14 protein-coding genes are annotated in these 17,608 nt (G+C 69.7%); 11 read left to right on the forward strand and 3 right to left on the reverse strand.

Annotated elements, in window-relative coordinates; translation table 11 throughout:
* The first annotated feature begins 17 nt into the window (after positions 1-17).
* The 5 genes from CIK81_RS03985 to CIK81_RS04005 all read left to right on the forward strand — a co-directional run bounded on the left by CIK81_RS03985 (position 18) and on the right by CIK81_RS04005 (position 4,110).
* Complete coding sequence (locus tag CIK81_RS03985) at positions 18-968, forward strand: ABC transporter substrate-binding protein (RefSeq protein WP_114306711.1); 951 nt, start codon at positions 18-20, stop codon at positions 966-968.
* A gap of 278 nt (positions 969-1,246) precedes the next feature.
* Positions 1,247-1,735, forward strand: coding sequence for an SRPBCC family protein (locus CIK81_RS03990; protein WP_114304923.1), 489 nt, complete (start codon positions 1,247-1,249; stop codon positions 1,733-1,735).
* A 212-nt stretch (positions 1,736-1,947) separates the two neighbouring features.
* The gene (locus tag CIK81_RS03995) at positions 1,948-2,451 is read left to right on the forward strand and encodes a polyketide cyclase (RefSeq protein WP_096197067.1); all 504 of its coding nucleotides are present in this window, start codon (positions 1,948-1,950) and stop codon (positions 2,449-2,451) included.
* 94 nt (positions 2,452-2,545) lie between these two features.
* Positions 2,546-3,418, forward strand: a complete 873-nt coding sequence (gene fdhD / locus CIK81_RS04000) for a formate dehydrogenase accessory sulfurtransferase FdhD (protein ID WP_114355407.1) — start codon at positions 2,546-2,548, stop codon at positions 3,416-3,418.
* Between the two features lie 293 nt (positions 3,419-3,711).
* Positions 3,712-4,110, forward strand: a complete 399-nt coding sequence (locus tag CIK81_RS04005; protein ID WP_241963922.1) for an ASCH domain-containing protein — start codon at positions 3,712-3,714, stop codon at positions 4,108-4,110.
* Between the two features lie 230 nt (positions 4,111-4,340).
* On the opposite strand, the gene CIK81_RS04010 is transcribed toward CIK81_RS04005, so the two are convergent.
* Complete coding sequence (locus tag CIK81_RS04010) at positions 4,341-5,300, reverse strand: sugar-binding transcriptional regulator (protein ID WP_096164623.1); 960 nt, start codon at positions 5,298-5,300, stop codon at positions 4,341-4,343.
* 161 nt (positions 5,301-5,461) lie between these two features.
* Here CIK81_RS04010 and CIK81_RS04015 point away from each other — a divergent pair, with 161 nt between their 5' ends.
* The 4 genes from CIK81_RS04015 to putP all read left to right on the forward strand — a co-directional run bounded on the left by CIK81_RS04015 (position 5,462) and on the right by putP (position 11,977).
* A complete protein-coding gene (locus CIK81_RS04015; protein ID WP_114355408.1) occupies positions 5,462-7,204 on the forward strand; it encodes a glycerol-3-phosphate dehydrogenase/oxidase in 1,743 nt (580 codons plus the stop codon).
* A 165-nt stretch (positions 7,205-7,369) separates the two neighbouring features.
* Entirely contained in the window at positions 7,370-8,092 is a 723-nt protein-coding gene (locus CIK81_RS04020; protein WP_096164870.1) for an MIP/aquaporin family protein, read from the forward strand.
* A gap of 73 nt (positions 8,093-8,165) precedes the next feature.
* Positions 8,166-9,710: a glycerol kinase GlpK gene (gene glpK, locus CIK81_RS04025; protein WP_096164621.1), complete on the forward strand. Its 1,545-nt coding sequence runs from the start codon at positions 8,166-8,168 to the stop codon at positions 9,708-9,710.
* Between the two features lie 701 nt (positions 9,711-10,411).
* Positions 10,412-11,977, forward strand: coding sequence for a sodium/proline symporter PutP (gene putP, locus CIK81_RS04030; protein ID WP_096197071.1), 1,566 nt, complete (start codon positions 10,412-10,414; stop codon positions 11,975-11,977).
* Positions 11,978-12,085: 108 nt separating this feature from the next.
* Here putP and CIK81_RS04035 read toward each other — a convergent pair whose 3' ends face one another.
* Together CIK81_RS04035 and CIK81_RS04040 are read right to left on the reverse strand one after the other, a co-directional pair.
* The gene (locus CIK81_RS04035; RefSeq protein WP_096164619.1) at positions 12,086-12,937 is read right to left on the reverse strand and encodes an SMP-30/gluconolactonase/LRE family protein; all 852 of its coding nucleotides are present in this window, start codon (positions 12,935-12,937) and stop codon (positions 12,086-12,088) included.
* 191 nt (positions 12,938-13,128) lie between these two features.
* A complete protein-coding gene (locus tag CIK81_RS04040; protein WP_096197073.1) occupies positions 13,129-14,619 on the reverse strand; it encodes an FGGY-family carbohydrate kinase in 1,491 nt (496 codons plus the stop codon).
* 307 nt (positions 14,620-14,926) lie between these two features.
* Between CIK81_RS04040 and CIK81_RS04045 the strand changes: the two genes are divergently transcribed.
* Together CIK81_RS04045 and CIK81_RS04050 are read left to right on the forward strand one after the other, a co-directional pair.
* Positions 14,927-15,874, forward strand: a complete 948-nt coding sequence (locus CIK81_RS04045; RefSeq protein ID WP_096164617.1) for a sugar-binding transcriptional regulator — start codon at positions 14,927-14,929, stop codon at positions 15,872-15,874.
* Positions 15,875-16,139: 265 nt separating this feature from the next.
* Positions 16,140-17,240 carry a zinc-binding dehydrogenase gene (locus CIK81_RS04050; RefSeq protein ID WP_096197074.1) on the forward strand — a complete coding sequence of 367 codons (1,101 nt, stop codon included), beginning with the start codon at positions 16,140-16,142 and terminating at the stop codon, positions 17,238-17,240.
* Positions 17,241-17,608 lie beyond the last annotated feature (368 nt).

The raw sequence follows: 17,608 nt of genomic DNA on the forward strand, positions 1-17,608 counted from the left end.
ACCCCAGGAGAACTCCCATGACCATCCACAGCACCCGCCGGCACCTGCTCGGCGCATTCGGCATCGGCGGCGTCGCGCTCGGCGCGGCCGCGTGCAGCTCCGAGGATCCCTTCGCGGAGGGGGAGGGCGACGGCGGGTCGGCATCCGACGGGGGCGGCTCCGCGGCGGACTCCGGCACGATCGTGGTCGGCTCGCAGGCGTACTACTCCAACGAGATCATCGCCGAGCTGTTCGCCCAGGTGCTCGAGAAGGCCGGCCTCACCGTCGACCGCCAGTACCAGATCGGCCAGCGCGAGGTGTACATGCCCGAGCTCGAGGGCGGCTCCCTGGACGTGATGCCCGAATACCTCGGCAACCTGCTGCAGAACTACGAGGCCGACGCTGAGAGCGCGAGCCCCGAGGAGATCCACTCGGCGCTCTCCGACTCCCTCCCCGAGGAGCTGCGGGTGCTGGACTTCGCCGAGGCCACCGACCAGGACTCCTACACCACCACCTCGGACTTCGCGAGCGAGAACTCCTTGACCACGATCGCGGACCTGGCCGGGATCGACGACCTGAAGATCGCTGCGAACAGCGAGTTCGAGGTGCGTCCGTACGGCCCCGAGGGCGCGAAGAAGGTCTACGGCGTGGACATCAGCGTCGTGCCCGTCGAGGACGGCGGGGGCAGCCTCACCGTGCAGGCCCTCACCGACGGCGACGTGCAGCTCGCCGACCTCTACACCTCGGATCCCGCGATCGCCGAGAACGACTTCGTGGTGCTCGAGGACCCCGAGTCCCTGATCCTGCCGCAGAACGTGGTGCCCGTCGTCTCCGCGAAGCTGGACGACGAGGCGGAGAAGGCCCTGAACGGCGTCATCGCGGAGCTCAGCGCCGACGATCTCGTGGAGCTGAACCGTCGCAGCGTCGAGGATCAGGCGAGCTCCGCGGACATCGCGAAGGGCTGGCTGGAGGAGAAGGGCCTGGCCTGACGCGCCTCGCGATCACTGCGTCGCCCGCCTTGCGACATTGCGCCGCGCCAGGACCCGCACCGGTGGTCGTCGGTCTGAGAGCGGGCTGGCCCGTGGTGCCTGGACTGTGGGGTGGGCTGGCCCGTGGAACCTGGACTGTCGGGTGGGCTGGCCCGTGGAGCTCGGAATGGGGGTGGGCGGGACTGTGGAGCGCCCCGTGAAGCGCCTGTGACCAGCGGTGAGAACCGGGCGGTCGGCTCGCGGATGACATCGTGGGCGGGAAGCGGCAGGGTGAGGGCATGACGAACAACGAGACCCATGTGACCGTGACCCGCACGATGGACGTGCCCGCCAAGGAGCTCTTCAGCGTGCTCACGCTGCCGGCCCGCCACCACGAGTTCGACGGCTCGGGGACGGTGCGCAACTCGGACGACACCGAGCGCATCACCAAGACCGGCGAGAAGTTCGTGATGAACATGCACCGTGACGCGATGGGCGGCGACTACCGCACCCACAACTTCGTGACCGCGTACGACGAGAACAAGATGGTGGGATGGAAGCCCGCGCCCGAGGCCGAGGACGGCACCGCCCCCACCGAGCCGCTCGGCTGGGAGTGGCTGTACGAGCTGAAGTCCCAGGGCAACGACTCCACCGAGGTGACCCTCACGTACGACTGGTCGGACGTGACCGACGAGAAGCTCCTCAAGCAGGTCGGCTTCCCGGCGATCCCTGAGGAGGATCTCGAGGAGTCGCTGAACCTGCTGGCTGCGGCGGCCACCAAGGACTGACGTCGGCCGCACGCTGCCTGGTGCGCCGCGGACGCGAGCACCCTGGCGCACCTCGACGGCGCCTCCCGTTCGGGAGGCGCCGTTCGGCGTCGGACCGCACGTGACCGCGTGATCCGGCGCTGCGGGGCGTTCGCCCTTGACTGCGGCCCGGACTCTGCCACTCTGGGGTCAGGCGGCACAGTGGCCGCTCACTGAACGGGAGGAGCTCCATCATGAGAGACGACGCCACCCACGCCGCGTCGGACGACGTCCCCGACGAGATCGTGCGGAGCATCCACATCAAGGCCACCGCCGAGGTCGTGTTCGCCATCGTCCGCGAGCCGGGCTGGTTCATCAACGACGGGGAATACCGCAAGCACGACGTGCAGACCGCGGGCGGGATCTCCCGCGTCGTCGACCCCGTGTACGGCACGTTCAGCATCTCGGCCATGGCCCACGAGCCGCCGTACCGGGTCGGTTTCCGCTGGCTGGGCGGCGGGATGGGCGAGATCTCCGATGCCTCCAACACCGTCGAGTTCACCATCGACCCTGCCGGTTCCTCGAGAGACGACGAGGTCCGCCTGACGGTGCGAGAGCGCGGCTTCGCCCGGCTCAGCGAGGACGCCTCCGTGCGTCGGAGGAACTACGAGGAAAACTCCAAGGGCTGGGAGCAGGAGCTCGAGCTGGCGCGCACGCTGGCCGAGAAGCGCTCGCCGGCGGTGAAGCGGACGGACTGACGCGCTCCGCGCCTCGGGCCGACGGAGCTCCCGGGTCGGCGGGCTGCCAGCTGCTGGTCTGCCGCACCGCAGGTGAGAGGACTACCCTCGACTCATGGGCAGGGTTATCGAGAGCGCACGGATCCGCACCGTCCGGGTGCGTGAGGGAAAGCTGTACGCCGGGCGCAAGGGTGATCGTGTCGCCGTCGAGGAGCCGCTCGACATCCGTCTGAATGGCCAGCAGCTGTCGCTGACCATGCGCACTCCCGGCCATGACGTCGAGCTGATCCACGGTTTCCTCCACGGTGAGGGCATCATCCGCGACCGGGAGGACATCACCGAGGCCCGCTACTGCGACGGCGCGGTGCTCGACGATGGCAGCGGTTTCGCCCGCAACACCTACAACGTCATGGACTTCACGACCACGCGACCGCAGCTGCTTCCGCTGGTCACAAGGAACTTCACCACCACCTCGGCCTGCGGCGTGTGCGGGTCCGAGAGCATCGACGCAGTACGGCAGAAGAGCCGCTACACCCTGCTGAACAGCTGGTCCCTGGACCCCCGCACGATCCTCGTCGCGTCCGGCGCGCTCACCGACCAGCAGGCCGTCTTCGCCCGCACCGGCGGCGTCCATGCCGCTGCTCTCGTCGACCTCGAGGGGAATCTGCTGGTGGTGCGCGAGGACGTCGGCCGGCACAACGCGGTCGACAAGGTGATCGGCTGGGCGCTGCTCGAGGATCGTCTGCCGCTGCGCGACTGCTTCCTGCTGGTCTCCTCGCGAGCCAGCTTCGAGATCGCCCAGAAGGCCTATATGGCCGGCGTCCCGCTGCTGGCCTGCGTCTCCGCCGCGAGCTCCCTCGCCGTGGAGACCGCCGACGAGTTCGGCATGACCCTGGTCGGCTTCACCCGCGAGGCCGACGACGGCGACGGCCGCATGAACGTCTACACCCACCCCGAGCGCCTGGATCTCTCCGCTGCGGAAGGGTGAGCGTCGAGGGAGGCTGAACGCTGCGGGTCGAAGACAGCTGGGCGCCGGTCGTCGAGGACGGTGGGGCGCCCGCGGACGGTTGGGCGCTGCGGAGTGCTGGGCAAAAAAACCTGGTCGCGCCGGTGTTCTGGGCGTAGCGTCGCCGAGTGACCGCTTCCGACCGCACTGAGTCCGCTGGTTCTGGATCTGCTTCTGATGCGTCCACTGCTTCTGCAGGCTCTGCGGGCTCTGCAGCCAGCGTTGACGGCGCCGACTTCTGGGCCGAGGCCCGCGCCGAGCATCCTGCGCTCCCCGTGGAACCGCCTGAGGCCTGGGCTTTCGGGGCGACTCCTGAGCAGGCCGATGACCTGCTCGCCCTGGTGCTCGACGGGACGAAGACCGCGACGGCGTCTGCGGCGGGGGACTACGAGTCCGAGGGCGAACCCTTCCCGGCCGTCGGTGATCTGTCTATCGTGCTGGACGGTGCCGGGGTGTCGCGCGCCGTCCTCGAGGTGAGCGCGATCGAGATCGTCCCCTTCGGCGACGTCACCGCCGAGCATGCCCTCGCGGAGGGGGAGGACGACCGGACCCTCGCCTCCTGGCGGCGCATTCATCAGCAGTTCTGGGCAGATCACTCCGTGCACGGATTCGCCCCGCACATGCCCGTCGTGTGCGAACTGTTCCGGGTGCTGCACGTCGGATCACCTCGCTGACCCTGAACGTGCCGGTCACGGGCGGGCCGCTGGTGACGTCACGTGGCGATATCGCCAGTGCTCGTCACCAGCGGCCCGTCGATGACAACGTCGGTCCCGGCAGGAGGCAGGAGGCAGGAGGCAGGAGGCAGGAGGCAGGAGGCAGGAGGCGGGAGGCGGGACGCAGGGCGGCAAGGTGGAGGCGCCCCAGCTCACGGCAGGGTGCCCAGGCCGCGGCAGGGCGCCCAGGCTCACGGCAGGGCGAGCACGCTCGCGGCGGTGACCTCGTCGACGACGACGTCGGTGGCGACGCCGGCGCGCAGGGCGGCTCGCAGGGGCAGGGCCTTGCGGGAGCCGGCCGCGAGCAGCAGGCGGTGGGGGATCCGGGCGAGCTGGGAGGGGTCGGGGCCGGAGCAGCGGGCGTTCATGCCGATGTCCCGGAAGGTGCCGTCGGCCCGGAGGAAGACGGTGCACACGTCCCCGACGGCGCCGTCGGCCCGCAGCGAGCGCAGGTCCGCACCGGTCAGGTAGTTGTTGGTGTAGACGTGGCTGGGGACCTCCGCATCGAAGGCGCCCACGCTGAACACGGCCAGCGTGCACTGCTGCTGGGCCTCGAGGACGCGGTGCACCGAGCGCTCGCGCCACATGGCGTCCCGGGTCGCGGCGTAGTCGAAGAAAGCGGGCACGGGGAAGTGGTGCACGGTCGCGTCCCAGAGCGTCGCGGCCCGGGCGAGCACCGTGGAGACGTACGTGAGGCCCGACCCCTCGGTGTTGATGGCGCCATTCAGCTGGACGATCCGCAGGCCGGGCACCGGGCGAGGGTGGAGGGAGCGCACCAGGGCCGCGAGCGTGGTGCCCCAGGCCATGCCGACGGTCATGCCCGGTTCGAGCATCCCGTCGAGCACCTCGGCCCCGGTCTCGGCGACGGACTGCAGGCGCTCGCGCTCGCCGTATCCCGAGCCCACGGGCACCATGTGCACCCGCACCCCGTACTGGCGGGCGATGCGGCGCCGCAGCTCCTCGACGCGATGGGCGCCGGGCGGGCGCAGCGAGATCTGGACCAGACCGGCATCGCGGGCATCACGGAGCATGCGCGAGACGGTCGAGCGGGAGACGCCCTGGGCGGCGGCGATCGCCTCCATCGTCTGCTGCTCGCCGTAGTACATCCGTGCAGCCTCGTAGAGCGCGTCGAGGCGGGATTCGGCAGTCATGGGCACAGTCTTGCACGTTCGTGCAGCGTACTTGCGTCGAACTGCACGGAGGTTCCACCATGTCCAGATCAGGTGCCGCGGCCTACGGCGGTGCCGATGACGGTTCCCGGCCGCGAGGCCCGGACGCCGCCGAGCAGATGTCACGGCAAAGGAGCAGCCACGTGTCCGATCAGCAACGGTCCGCCCTCACCCCTAGATCCCGAGCGGAGCACCTCTCGCGCCTGCGCGCCGCCACGGTCGACGATCCGCTGGACGTGCTCGTCGTCGGCGGTGGTGTCAACGGAGCCGGAGCCGCGTTCGACGCATCCACCCGCGGCCTCTCCGTGGGCCTGGTCGAGAGTCGCGACTGGGCCAGCGGCACCTCCTCGCGCTCCTCGAAGCTCATGCACGGCGGCCTGCGCTACCTGCAGATGCTCGACTTCAAGCTCGTCGCCGAGGCCCTGCGCGAGCGCGACCTGCTCCTCGAGCACACCGCGCCCCACCTGGTGAAGCCCATCAAGTTCGTATTCCCCTTCTTCAAGAAGGTCGTGGACCGCGCGTTCATCGGCTCCGGCGTCATGCTCTACGACGCGATGCAATCCGTGGGCCGCAAGCGTGCGGTGCCGATGCATCGCCACCTGCTGCACGACAAGATGCTGAAGGTCTTCCCGGCGCTGGACGGCGAGAAGGCCGTCGGCGCGCTCGAGTACTACGACGCGCAGATGGACGACGCGCGCTTCGTGATGATGCTGGTGCGCTCCGCCGCCCAGAACGATTCCGCGGTCGCCAACTACACGAGCGTCGTGGACTACCTCCACGAGGGCGAGCGCGTGATCGGCGCCCGGGTGCGCGACGAGGAGACCGGCGAGGAGTTCGACATCCACGCCCGCCGGACCATCCTCGCCGGCGGCGTCTGGACCCAGGACCAGCAGGAGCTCGCCGGGGCCGACGCCGGCCTCGAGGTGCTCGCCTCCAAGGGCATCCACGTCACGATCGCCCGCGACCGCATCCCCGCGGTCCCGGACACCGGCATCATCACCCAGACCGAGAAGTCGGTGCTGTTCATCATCCCGTGGGACGAGTACTGGGTGATCGGCACGACCGACACCGCCTGGACCCAGGACCCACGCGACGTGGGCGCGACCAGGGACGACATCGAGTACGTGCTCGAGCACGCGAACGAGGTCCTCGCCGACGATCTCACCCGCGAGGACGTCATCGGCGTCTACTCGGGCCTGCGCCCGCTGCTGCAGCCGGTGCGCAAGAACTCCGGGGCGGGCTCCACGAAGGTCTCCCGCGAGCACACCGTGATGGAGATCGAGCCGGGCTTGGCCGCGATCGCGGGCGGCAAGTTCACCACCTACCGCGTGATGGCCGAGGACGTCGTCGACTTCGCGATCAAGGACTCCGAGCCGGGCCGTCCGAGCCTCACCCGCTCCGTGCCGGTGATCGGCGCGCAGGGCTACGAGACGCTCGTGCGCGACAAGCATGAGATCGGCCGACGCTACGGCTTCGACGAGGTCCGCGTGGATCGCCTGCTGTTCCGCTACGGCGCACTGCTGACCGACGTGCTCGCGCTCATCGACGAGGACCCCTCGCTGGGGACGCCGCTCGAGCACGCCCCGCGCTACCTGCGCGCCGAGGCGCTCTACGCGGTCCGCGCCGAGGGCGCCCGCCACCTGATCGACGTGCTCCAGCGCCGTACCCGGCTGGACTACGAGACCCGTGACCGCGGTGTCGCCGCGGCCGATGAGGTCGCAGCGCTCGTCGGCCCCGAGCTGGGCTGGGACGACGCTGCCCGCCGCCGCGAGGTCGAGACCTACCGTGCCCTCATCACCGCCCGCCTGGAGGGCGAGCGCGCCACCAGCGATGACCAGGCCGCGGCCTGCCTCGCCGACGTCGCGGAGGTGCCGCCGAGACGATGACCGAAGGGGCGCCCGGAGACGAGATCCGGGCGCCGTGGACATGCACCATCCGGGGCGGCAGAGCGCACGCCCCCGCAGGCCGCCCTCGGCCTGCCACCGGCACTGAGCCGGTACCGACCCGCACCGACGCGGGTCGGCTCTCGATGAGGAGAACATATGGGAACGATCGGAACGATCCTGCTGTCGGAGATCGCGGGCACCGCGATGCTGACCCTGCTGGGCGGTGGCGTCGTCGCCAACAACATCCTGGGCAAGACCAAGGGCAACGGCGGCGGCTGGCTGATGATCAACTTCGGCTGGGGGCTGGCGGTCTTCGCCGGCGTCTGGACCGCCTACAAGACCGGCGCGCACCTGAATCCTGCGGTGACCATCGGCCTGCTCTCGAGCGAGGCCACCGAGTTCGCACCGGGCATCCCGATGACGTTCGGCACGACGATCACCTACTTCGTGGCGGAGATGATCGGGGCCTTCCTCGGCGCCGTGCTGGCCTGGCTCGCGTACAAGAACCACTACGACCAGGAGACGGACGCCGGCACCATCCTGGGCACCTTCTCCACCGGCCCGGAGATCCGCTCCAAGGGCTGGAACCTGGTCACCGAGATCATCGCGACCTTCGTGCTGGTCTTCGTGATCATCATGTTCGGCAACACGCCCCACGAGCTCGGGCCGCTCGCGGTCGCGCTGCTGGTGCTCGCCATCGGCGCCTCCCTCGGCGGGCCGACGGGCTATGCCATCAACCCGGCGCGAGACCTCGGGCCGCGCCTGGCCCATGCAGTCCTGCCGATCAAGCACAAGGGCGGCTCGGACTGGGGATACTCGTGGGTGCCGGTCGCCGGCCCCATGATCGGCGGCGTTCTCGCGGGCGTAGCCTCGATCTTCTACTTCTGATCCACCCCGCGGCTCCGCGCCGATTCGCGCAGCTGCGACCATACCACCCCTCATCCATGACGAAGGAGTTCCGATGAACGACAAGACCATGTACATCATGTCCATCGACCAGGGCACCACCTCGACCCGAGCGATCATCTTCGACCACGACGGTCAGATCGTCGCCTCCGGCCAGAAGGAGCACGAGCAGATCTTCCCGAAGTCGGGCTGGGTCGAGCACGACCCCAAGGAGATCTGGAAGAACACCCGCGACGTCGTGGGCCAGGCGCTCGTGGGCGCCGAGATCAACCGTCACCAGCTGGCGGCCGTGGGCATCACCAACCAGCGCGAGACCGCCGTGGTGTGGGACAAGAACAACGGCGAGCCCGTGTACAACGCCATCGTCTGGCAGGACACGCGCACCCAGAAGATCTGCGATGAGCTCGCGGGCGAGGAGGGCGCGGACAAGTATAAGGAGCGCGTGGGCCTGCCGCTGGCGACCTACTTCTCCGGCCCGAAGATCAAGTGGATCCTGGACAACGTCGAGGGTGCTCGCGAGAAGGCGGAGGCCGGTGACCTGCTGTTCGGCAACACCGACTCGTGGCTGCTGTGGAATCTGACCGGCGGCCAGAGCGGCGGCATCCATGTCACCGACGTCACCAACGCCTCGCGCACGATGCTCATGAACATCGACACCCTCGACTGGAACGAGGACATCGCGAAGGACATGGGCATCCCGCTGTCCATGCTCCCCGAGATCAAGTCGTCCTCCGAGGTGTACGGGCACGGCCGCAAGAACGACCTGCTCATCGACACCCCGCTCGCCGGCATCCTCGGCGACCAGCAGGCGGCCACCTTCGGCCAGGCCTGCTTCGAGGTGGGCCAGGCCAAGAACACCTACGGCACCGGCAACTTCATGCTGATCAACACCGGTGAGGACCTGGTGCGCAGCGAGAACGGCCTGCTCACCACGGTCGCCTACAAGATCGGCGACAACAAGCCGATCTACGCCCTCGAGGGGTCGATCGCCGTGACCGGCTCCCTCGTGCAGTGGGTGCGCGACAACCTGGGCCTGATCAAGGACGCCCCGGAGATCGAGGATCTCGCGAAGGAGGTCGACGACAACGGCGGCCTGTTCATCGTCCCGGCCTTCTCGGGCCTGTTCGCTCCGCACTGGCGCTCCGACGCCCGCGGCGCGATGGTCGGCATGACCCGGTTCCACACCAAGAACCACATCGCCCGCGCCACCCTGGAGGCCACGGCCTTCCAGTCCCGCGAGGTGCTGGACGCGATGGTCGCCGACGCCGAGAGCGAGGGCGTCGAGCTCTCCGAGCTCAAGGTCGACGGCGGCATGGTCATGAACGAGACCCTCATGCAGTTCCAGGCCGACATCCTCGGCGTGCCCGTCGTGCGGCCGAAGGTCATCGAGACCACCGCGCTCGGTGCCGCCTACGCGGCCGGCATCGCCGTGGGCTTCTGGGACGGTGAGCAGGACGTCATCGACAACTGGGCCGAGGACAAGCGCTGGGAGCCTGCGATGGACGACGAGACCCGCGACCGCTACCTGCGCCTGTGGAAGAAGGCTGTCGAGCGCACCCTGGACTGGGTCGACGAGGACACCGAGGCGCTGTACAGCTGATCGACGAACTGCGGATGCGGGGTCGGCGACGAGGTACGAGTCGGCGGCGCAGCGTTCGCGGGAGGAGACCAGCAGAGCAGTACAGCTGATCGACGAACTGCGGATGCGGAGTCGGCGGCGAGGTACGAGTCGGCGGCGCAGCGTTTGCGGGAGGAGACCAGCAGAGCAGTACAGCTGATCGACGAACTGCGGATGCGGGGTCGGCGGCGAGTTTGCGTGCGCCGGGTGATCGATGATCGGGTGGCCTCGATCGATCGTGCTTCGCGCCCGTGAGGGCATGATGCGCTGGACCTCCCTGCGGGGAGGCCAGCGCATCGTGCTGTCGTGGTCCGGATGCGCAGTCCGTGCGCCGCGCACCTGTGCGTGCGTCGCCCTGCGCCGCTGCGGATGCGCCCGTGCGACGGCACGGGCTACCTGAGAACGCTCTGTCCCGGGTCGCCGTCTCAGGTCACCGTCCGGCAACGAGAGGCGGCTTCGGCCGCGCCGAGGCGTATCCTCGGCGCAACCGCGTGGTTCCTGACGCCCGTACGGCATCCCCTGTGGATGCTCGGGCAGCATCGGTCGGGATGGTTTCCACTGGGGGACTGCCCGACTTCGCCTCGACGAGCACCATCGCATCCGACCCTGTCCGCCCCCACCAGACCCTGTCCGCCCCAACCCCCTCCTCGTCCCTTCCCCATCACTGAGATCGGAGTCCTCTCATGGATCTCGTCTTCAAGCTGATCGCCCTCGGCATCTACTTCGCCGCCATGATCGGCATCGGCATCTATGCCTTCCGCAAGACGACGGGAGGTGAGGACTACATGCTCGGCGGGCGGCAGCTGCATCCGTTCACCGCCGCGCTCTCCGCTGGAGCCTCCGACATGTCCGGCTGGCTGCTCATGGGCCTGCCCGGCGCGCTGTACATGAACGGGCTGGTCGAGGCATGGATCGCCGTCGGCCTGACCGTCGGTGCCGGGCTGAACTGGTTCTTCGTCGCGCCGCGACTGCGGCAGTACACGCAGCTGGCAGGCAACTCGATCACGGTGCCCAGCTTCTTCGGCAACCGTCTCCATGACCGCACCAACATCCTGCGCATCGCCGCGGGCCTGATCATCCTGGTGTTCTTCACCTTCTACGTGTCCTCGGGCATGGTCGCCGGCGGTGTGTTCTTCCAGTCGATGTTCGGCGGCCCGTACCTCACCGGCATGCTGCTCGTCGGCGGCGTCACCATCCTGTACACGCTGTTCGGCGGCTTCCTCGGGGCCAGCTACACCGACGTCGTCCAGGGCATCATCATGCTGGTCTCCCTCCTCGTCGTCCCGATCACCGCCATGTTCGTGGTCGGCGGTCCGGCCGCGATGTTCGCTTCTGTGCGCGAGGTCAACGCCGATTTCGGCTCCATGACCGCCGGCGGCACCTTCATCGGCATCATCTCCTCGCTCGCGTGGGGCCTGGGCTACTTCGGTCAGCCGCACATCATCGTGCGCTTCATGGCCCTGCGCTCCTCGCGCGATGCCCGATATGGCCTGGTCGTGGGCATGAGCTGGATGATCATCTGCGTCATCGGTGCGGTCTTCACCGCGCTCGCGGGCCTGGCCTACTTCCAGCAGAACGCGGACGCCGTCATCAGTGATTCCAAGAACGGCGAGTCGGTCTTCCTCGACCTCTCCCAGATCCTGTTCCACCCGTTGATCGCCGGCATCCTGCTGGCCGCGGTGCTCGCAGCCATCATGTCCACGATCTCCTCGCAGCTGATCGTCAGCAGCTCGGCCCTGGTCGAGGACCTCGTCGGCGGTGTGGGGATCAAGCTCAGCGACCGGGCGTCCTTGTGGGGCGGCCGCATCGGCGTCCTGGTCATCTCGGTGGTCGCCGTGGTGCTGGCGCTGAACCCGGAGAGCTCCGTGCTGGGCCTCGTGGCCTTCGCCTGGGCCGGGTTCGGTTCCGCCTTCGGACCGATCGTGCTGCTCTCGCTGTTCTGGCGCCGCCTGACCGCGGCCGGCGCCGGGGCCGGGATGGTCGCGGGCGCGGCGGTCGCGTTCGTGTGGGGCCAGTTCACGCCCGACGAGACGTGGGGTCTGTTCGGCGGGGAGCACCTCTACGAGATCATCCCCGGATTCCTCATCTGCCTTGTGCTCGCCGTCGTGGTGAGCCTCCTGACGCCGCGTCCGCCGGCCTCGACGATCCAGGAATTCGACGACATGGAGGAGTCGCTCGCCACCGGCGAGATCCCCATCCATGGCGCCCATGCGGCACCCACCGAGGCGGGAGCCGCCGGGACCCTCTGAGCGCCTGCGCCTGCGCCGGCACGAGCACGGCGCACCACTGGCCACTGTGCAGAAGAACGGCGGGGCATCCAGGATCTGGATGCCCCGCCGTTCCTCTGCGTGGTGCGCTCAGCCGCCGAAGACCCGCTCGTCGGCCGGGCCGCGCACGCCCGGCTGCACCGCGAACAGGGACCCGGCCTCCGGGTCCTCCCCGTCGGCCAGGTTCTCCCGGCTGGTGGTGATGAACAGCGTGGAGCGGTCCTCGCCGCCGAAGGTGCAGGCGGTGACCTGCCTCGGACCCACCGCGATGCGCTCGGCGACCTGCCCCTCGGGATCGAGGCCGAGCACCTGGTGGCCGCTGTGCATCGCCACCCACACGTTGCCCTCGCTGTCGAGCGTGAGCCCGTCGGGATGACCGTCCTGCGAGGTGAGGTCGGCGAACGGCCGGCGCTCGACGAGACCCTGCTCGTCGTCCCAGCCGAACTGGTCGACGCGGCCGGTGGGGGTGTCGACGTAGAACGCCCGCGTGCCGTCGGCCGAGAACGCCAGACCGTTGGAGATGGTCAGGTCCGTGAGGATCTCGGTGGTGGTGCTGTCGGGGCGCAGGCGCCACATCGAGGCCGCGCCGGGCGTCGCGCCGTAGGCCATGGAGCCGCACAGGAAGGAGCCGTCGGGGGCGATCGCGCCCTCGTTCATGCGGATCGGGCCGTCCCACAGCGGGGGCAGCGGCACGAACGAGCCGTCGGCGTCCTCGAAGGCGAAGCCCTTCTCGAGGGCCAGCACCGCGCCGCCGCTCGAGGCCGGGCGCACGCACGCGACCACGGGGGAGGGCGCTTCGATCCGACGGACCTCGTCGCGAGGGCCGAGGTGCATGATGTCCCCGGCGAGCATGTCCACCCAGCGCAGACCACCCCACTCGTCGGACCAGTAGGGGCCTTCGGCGTGATGGCAGAGCGAGTCGGTGATGCGGTCGGCGTGCATGGGGGCTCCGTTCGCGCAGGGAAGCGGTGTCTGTCCACCGTACGGGGTGGGGCGGCCGTGCGGGCCTCCGGTGGCCACCGGTCTTCGGCCGCCCCTCCTCCCAGGAGCCAGGAGCCAGGAGCCATGAGCCACGAGTCGGGAGCCGGGAGTCGGGAGCCAGACGTCATGCGTCCGGCATCAGCCCGCAGGCGTCAGCCGTCGCGCTGCAGCGCCGCCAGGGAATGGGCGATGTCGCGGGTCGCGGGGTAGAGCTCCCGGTACATCCGGTACAGGTCGTCGTAGCGTGCCGTGGCCGCCGGATCCGGCTCGCAGGCCCGGTCGATCGCGTTCCAGCCGTCGGTCTCGATGCCGTGGGCGGCCCGGGCGGCGAGCATCGAGGTGCCGTAGGAGGCGCCGACGGTGCGGCACGGGATCTCCTGACGCAGCCCGGTGACGTCCGAGACGATCTGCGGCCACAGCGCGTTCTGGGTTCCTCCGCCCACGGCGACCACGCGCTCGATGCGCACCCCTGCGGCGCGCAGCTCCTCGATGTGGTGGCGCACGCCGTAGGCCGCGGCCTCGAGAGCGGCCCGGTACAGGTCGCCCCGGGTGTGGGACAGGGTCAGTCCGGCGATGACGCCACGGGCCGACGGGTCGTGCATGGGGGAGCGCTCGCCGGCGAAGTAGGGGAGCATGAGCAGGCCGTTCGCGCCCACCCCCGCCGCGTCGGCCTCGCGCACCAGGGTCGCGAAGTCGGCCCCGCCGGTGAGGTCCCGCATCCAGCCGGTGATCGCTCCGGAGGCGGCCATCCCGCCGGAGAGGGTGAACGTGCCCTGCGAGGTCCCCGAGGTCACCCATAGGGAACGGCTCGGCGCAGGCTGATCGGTGATCGCGACCAGGAACGTCGTCGTCCCGTACATCAGCATGACGTCCCCCGGGGCGGTCGCGCCCACGCTGATCGCCTCCGCCCAGGCGTCGGTGCTGCCCGCGACCACGGGGGTGCCGGCCTCGATCCCGGACAGCGACTGCGCGGCCGCCTCGGAGACCGTGCCCATCACCTCGCCGGACCACAGCACCGGCGGCAGCTCGAGGCCCGGGGCGACGTGCTCGGCCCAGGGGCGGTGCCAGTCCAGCGTCGCGGAGTCGTAGGCCGGGGTGACCATGCTGGCACTGGCATGGTCCAGTGCGTACTGCCCGGTGAGGCGGAACCCGAGGTAGGAGGCGGGCATGAACAGGCGGGTGGCGCGCGCGAACGCCTCGGGCTCATGGTCGGCGATCCAGCGGATCTTCGGGCCCGCGGCCTGCGAGGACAGCACGCTGCCGCAGCGATCGAGGATCTCGTCCTCGCCGAAGCGGGCGGTGAGGTCCTCGATCTGCTGCTCGGCGCGGGAGTCCACGCCGTACAGGATCGCGGGGCGCACGGGCTCGCCGGCGTCGTCGGCCAGGAGCACGCACGGGCCCATTCCGGACACGCCGATCCCCGTCACGTGAACATCTGTGCCGGAGACGAGCTCGGAGGAGATCCCCACGAACTCCTCCCACCACACGTGGGCGTCCATCTCGACGTGCCCGGGGGCCGGCCGCTCCACGGTGTGCTCCCGGGTCGCCGTGCGCAGGATCGTGCCGTCGAGCGCGACGAGCACTCCCTTCGCGCTCGACGTCCCGATGTCGACGCCCAGCACCGCCTCACGTGTTTCCAGCATTGACCTGCCCTTTCGTCGCCGCCTCGGCGTTCTTGCCCGATCGGTTCCGCCGAGAGGGCCTGGACCATCCTGCCACTGTCCGGCGCCCCGGTCGGCGAGTTCCCTGGACATCGCGGAAGCGGGGCCGGCCGGGCTCGGAGCGATCCGTCGGGAGGGGACGGCGGCGGCCGACGAGGGGGCCGCCGGGGGCGGAGCCGTGCGCTCCTCCATTAGGATCGACGCGCCGGGACCGGAACCGCAGCGAGTTCCGGCACATCCGTGCCTCGACGTGGACGTCGGGGACGGGACGACGAGGAAAGGAGCAGGCGTGCTCGACTCGCACATGGATCCGCAGCTCCTGCATCGCGCGGCCTCCGCGTACTATCTCGACAACCTGCGCCAGGCGGAGGTGGCGAGCAGGCTCGGGGTCTCCCGTCCCACCGTCAGCAAGCTGCTCACCGAGGCCCGCCGCATCGGCATGGTGCGCTTCGAGGTGCTCGACGTGACCGGGCCCGACATCACCGAGCTCGAGGTGCAGCTGCGCGACCTGCTCGGGGTGCAGCGGGTGCGGATCGCGCCCGGCGACCAGAGGGAACGGGAGTTCCGCGGCATCGGGGATCTGCTGGGGGAGGAGCTTCGCCGTCTGGACCTGCGCCGGGGTGACGTGCTGCTGATGTCCTCGGGGAAGACCACCCACGCGGTGAGCCGGATGTCGGGCATGCCCGATCTGCACGGCGTCGTCATCGCTCCGACCGTCGGCGGCCAGCAGGAATCGGACCCGGCGTTCCAGACCAACGAGACCGTGCGCAACCTGGTGGACCGCACGGGAGCGACCCCGCGCTTCATCTTCGCGCCGGCCCTGCCCAGCCCCAGTCTGTGGCGATCGCTGCAGGCGGATCCGAGCTTCGTGGAGATCACCGACCTGTGGGCACGTGCCCAGGTGCTGGTCTCCGGGATCGGTGCCCCCTATGCGCACCGTGAGGCGCTGACCTCGGTGGTCCCGCGCGATGACCCCTCGCTGCATGACGCGGTAGGGGACATCTGCCTGCATTTCTACGACGCCGACGGCAACACCCTGCTCTATCCGGGTGCGGACCGTCTGGTGCGCCCGTCGGTCGAGCTGCTGCGCGCGATCCCCCATGCGATCGCGCTGGCCGCCGACACGGCCAAGGCCCCGTCGATCGTCGCAGGGGCGAAGGCACGCCTGTTCACGACCCTCCTCACCGATGTGGAGACCGCCGAGGCCGTGCTCGAGGAGTTCGGCCAGCAGCCCTGACGCCGCCTCTCGCTCACCGGGCCGGACGTCGTCCCCCGCCCTGCTGGCCCACCCACCTGACCGGACGGCACTGACGGTGCCCCGCCCCCGGGTCCGCGCGTTCCCGCCCGTGCGTCGGCGGCACCAACGGTCGGAACATTTGTGCTTGACGAATGTTCGGAGGGTGTCTAGGCTCACTGGCGACCGGGTCCCGTCATGCCGACGGGCGCCGATGTCGACCGGTACGAGCACTGCGACCGGAACGTATCGAAGGAGATGTGTCGAGATGACAGAGACCGCCGGAGCAACTCCCGCCAGCATGAAGGCCGTGGTCATGCACGCGCCCGAGGACTACCGCCTCGAGGACAAGGCCGTGCCCTCTCCTGCGGCCGACGAGCTCCTGATCAAGGTTCAGGCGGTCGGCGTCTGCGCGAGCGATCTCAAGGCCTACGCCGGCGCCGCAAAGTTCTGGGGCGACGAGAACCGGGAGCGTTGGGTCGAGCCCGGCATCACGCCCGGCCACGAGATCACCGGCGAGGTCGTCTCCGGATCCGCCGAGGCGCTCGCGCTGCACGGGGTCGAGCTCGGTGACCGCATCGTGCTCGAGCAGATCGTGCCGTGCGAGGAGTGCATGTACTGCAAGCGCGGCTGGTACTGGATGTGCGGACCGCACGACATGTTCGGCTTCAAGCACTACGACGGCGGCATGGCCGAGTACATGATCGTGCCGCCCCTGGCCCGAGCCCACAAGATCTCCTCGGAGATCCCGCCGCACCACGCCGCGTTCGCCGAGCCGCTGTCCTGCTCGCTGCATGCCGTCGAGCGTGCCCAGCTCACCTTCGACGACGTGGTCGTCATCGCCGGCGCCGGCCCCATCGGCCTCGGCGCGATCATCGGTGCCGCGCACAAGAACCCCAAGATGGTCATCGCCCTGGACTTCGACGAGCACAAGCTCGAGCTCGCCAAGAAGTGCGGCGCCGACCTCACCCTGAACCCCTCGAAGGTCGACGTCTACGAGGAGATCCGGGCTCTGACCGGCGGTTATGGGGCTGACGTGTACATCGAGTGCACCGGCCACCCCAGTGCCGTCTCGCAGGGCCTGAACCTGCTGCGCAAGCTCGGTCGCTACGTCGAGTACTCGGTGTTCAAGGAGAACGTGTCGGTCGACTGGTCGATCATCTCCGACGACAAGGAGCTCGACGTGCTCGGCGCCCACCTGGGCCCGCACTGCTGGCCCGCCGCCATCAAGATCATCGAGTCCGGCGTGCTGCCGCTCGACGAGATCTGCACCCACCAGTTCGGTCTGGACGAGGTGCAGAAGGCTCTCGACACCGTCGCCGACTCCGCCGGCGCCTCGATCAAGGTCTCGCTCCTCCCCGGAGCCTGATCCCTCCGGCCCCGCGGCCGGATCGTCCCGCCTGACGACCCGGCCGCGGCCCCCGCGCGACAGTCCGCGCCCGCGACTGTCCGCACCCGTCCCGTCTCCAGCCTCGTCTCCTACCCCGTCACCCACCCCTTCTCCAGCCCGTATCCCGTCGGGCGCTCGCCGCAGAGCGCCCACCCCGCCCGTCCCATCCAGCCGACGGCACGCGCATGACCCGCCGACGAGGGCGAGCCGTGCAGTGCTCCCGTAGGCTCCCGAGGATCCTCGCGCCGAGGCGTCGACGTCGTCGCCCACGCAGGAACCGCACCCACCATCCACCGCAGCGTCCCGCCCACGGCACTGCGGGGACCGTCATCGTCGACGGCTCCAGA

The sequence above is a fragment of the Brachybacterium sp. JB7 genome, assembly GCF_003335205.1.
GTDB classification, from domain to species: Bacteria; Actinomycetota; Actinomycetes; order Actinomycetales; family Dermabacteraceae; genus Brachybacterium; species Brachybacterium alimentarium.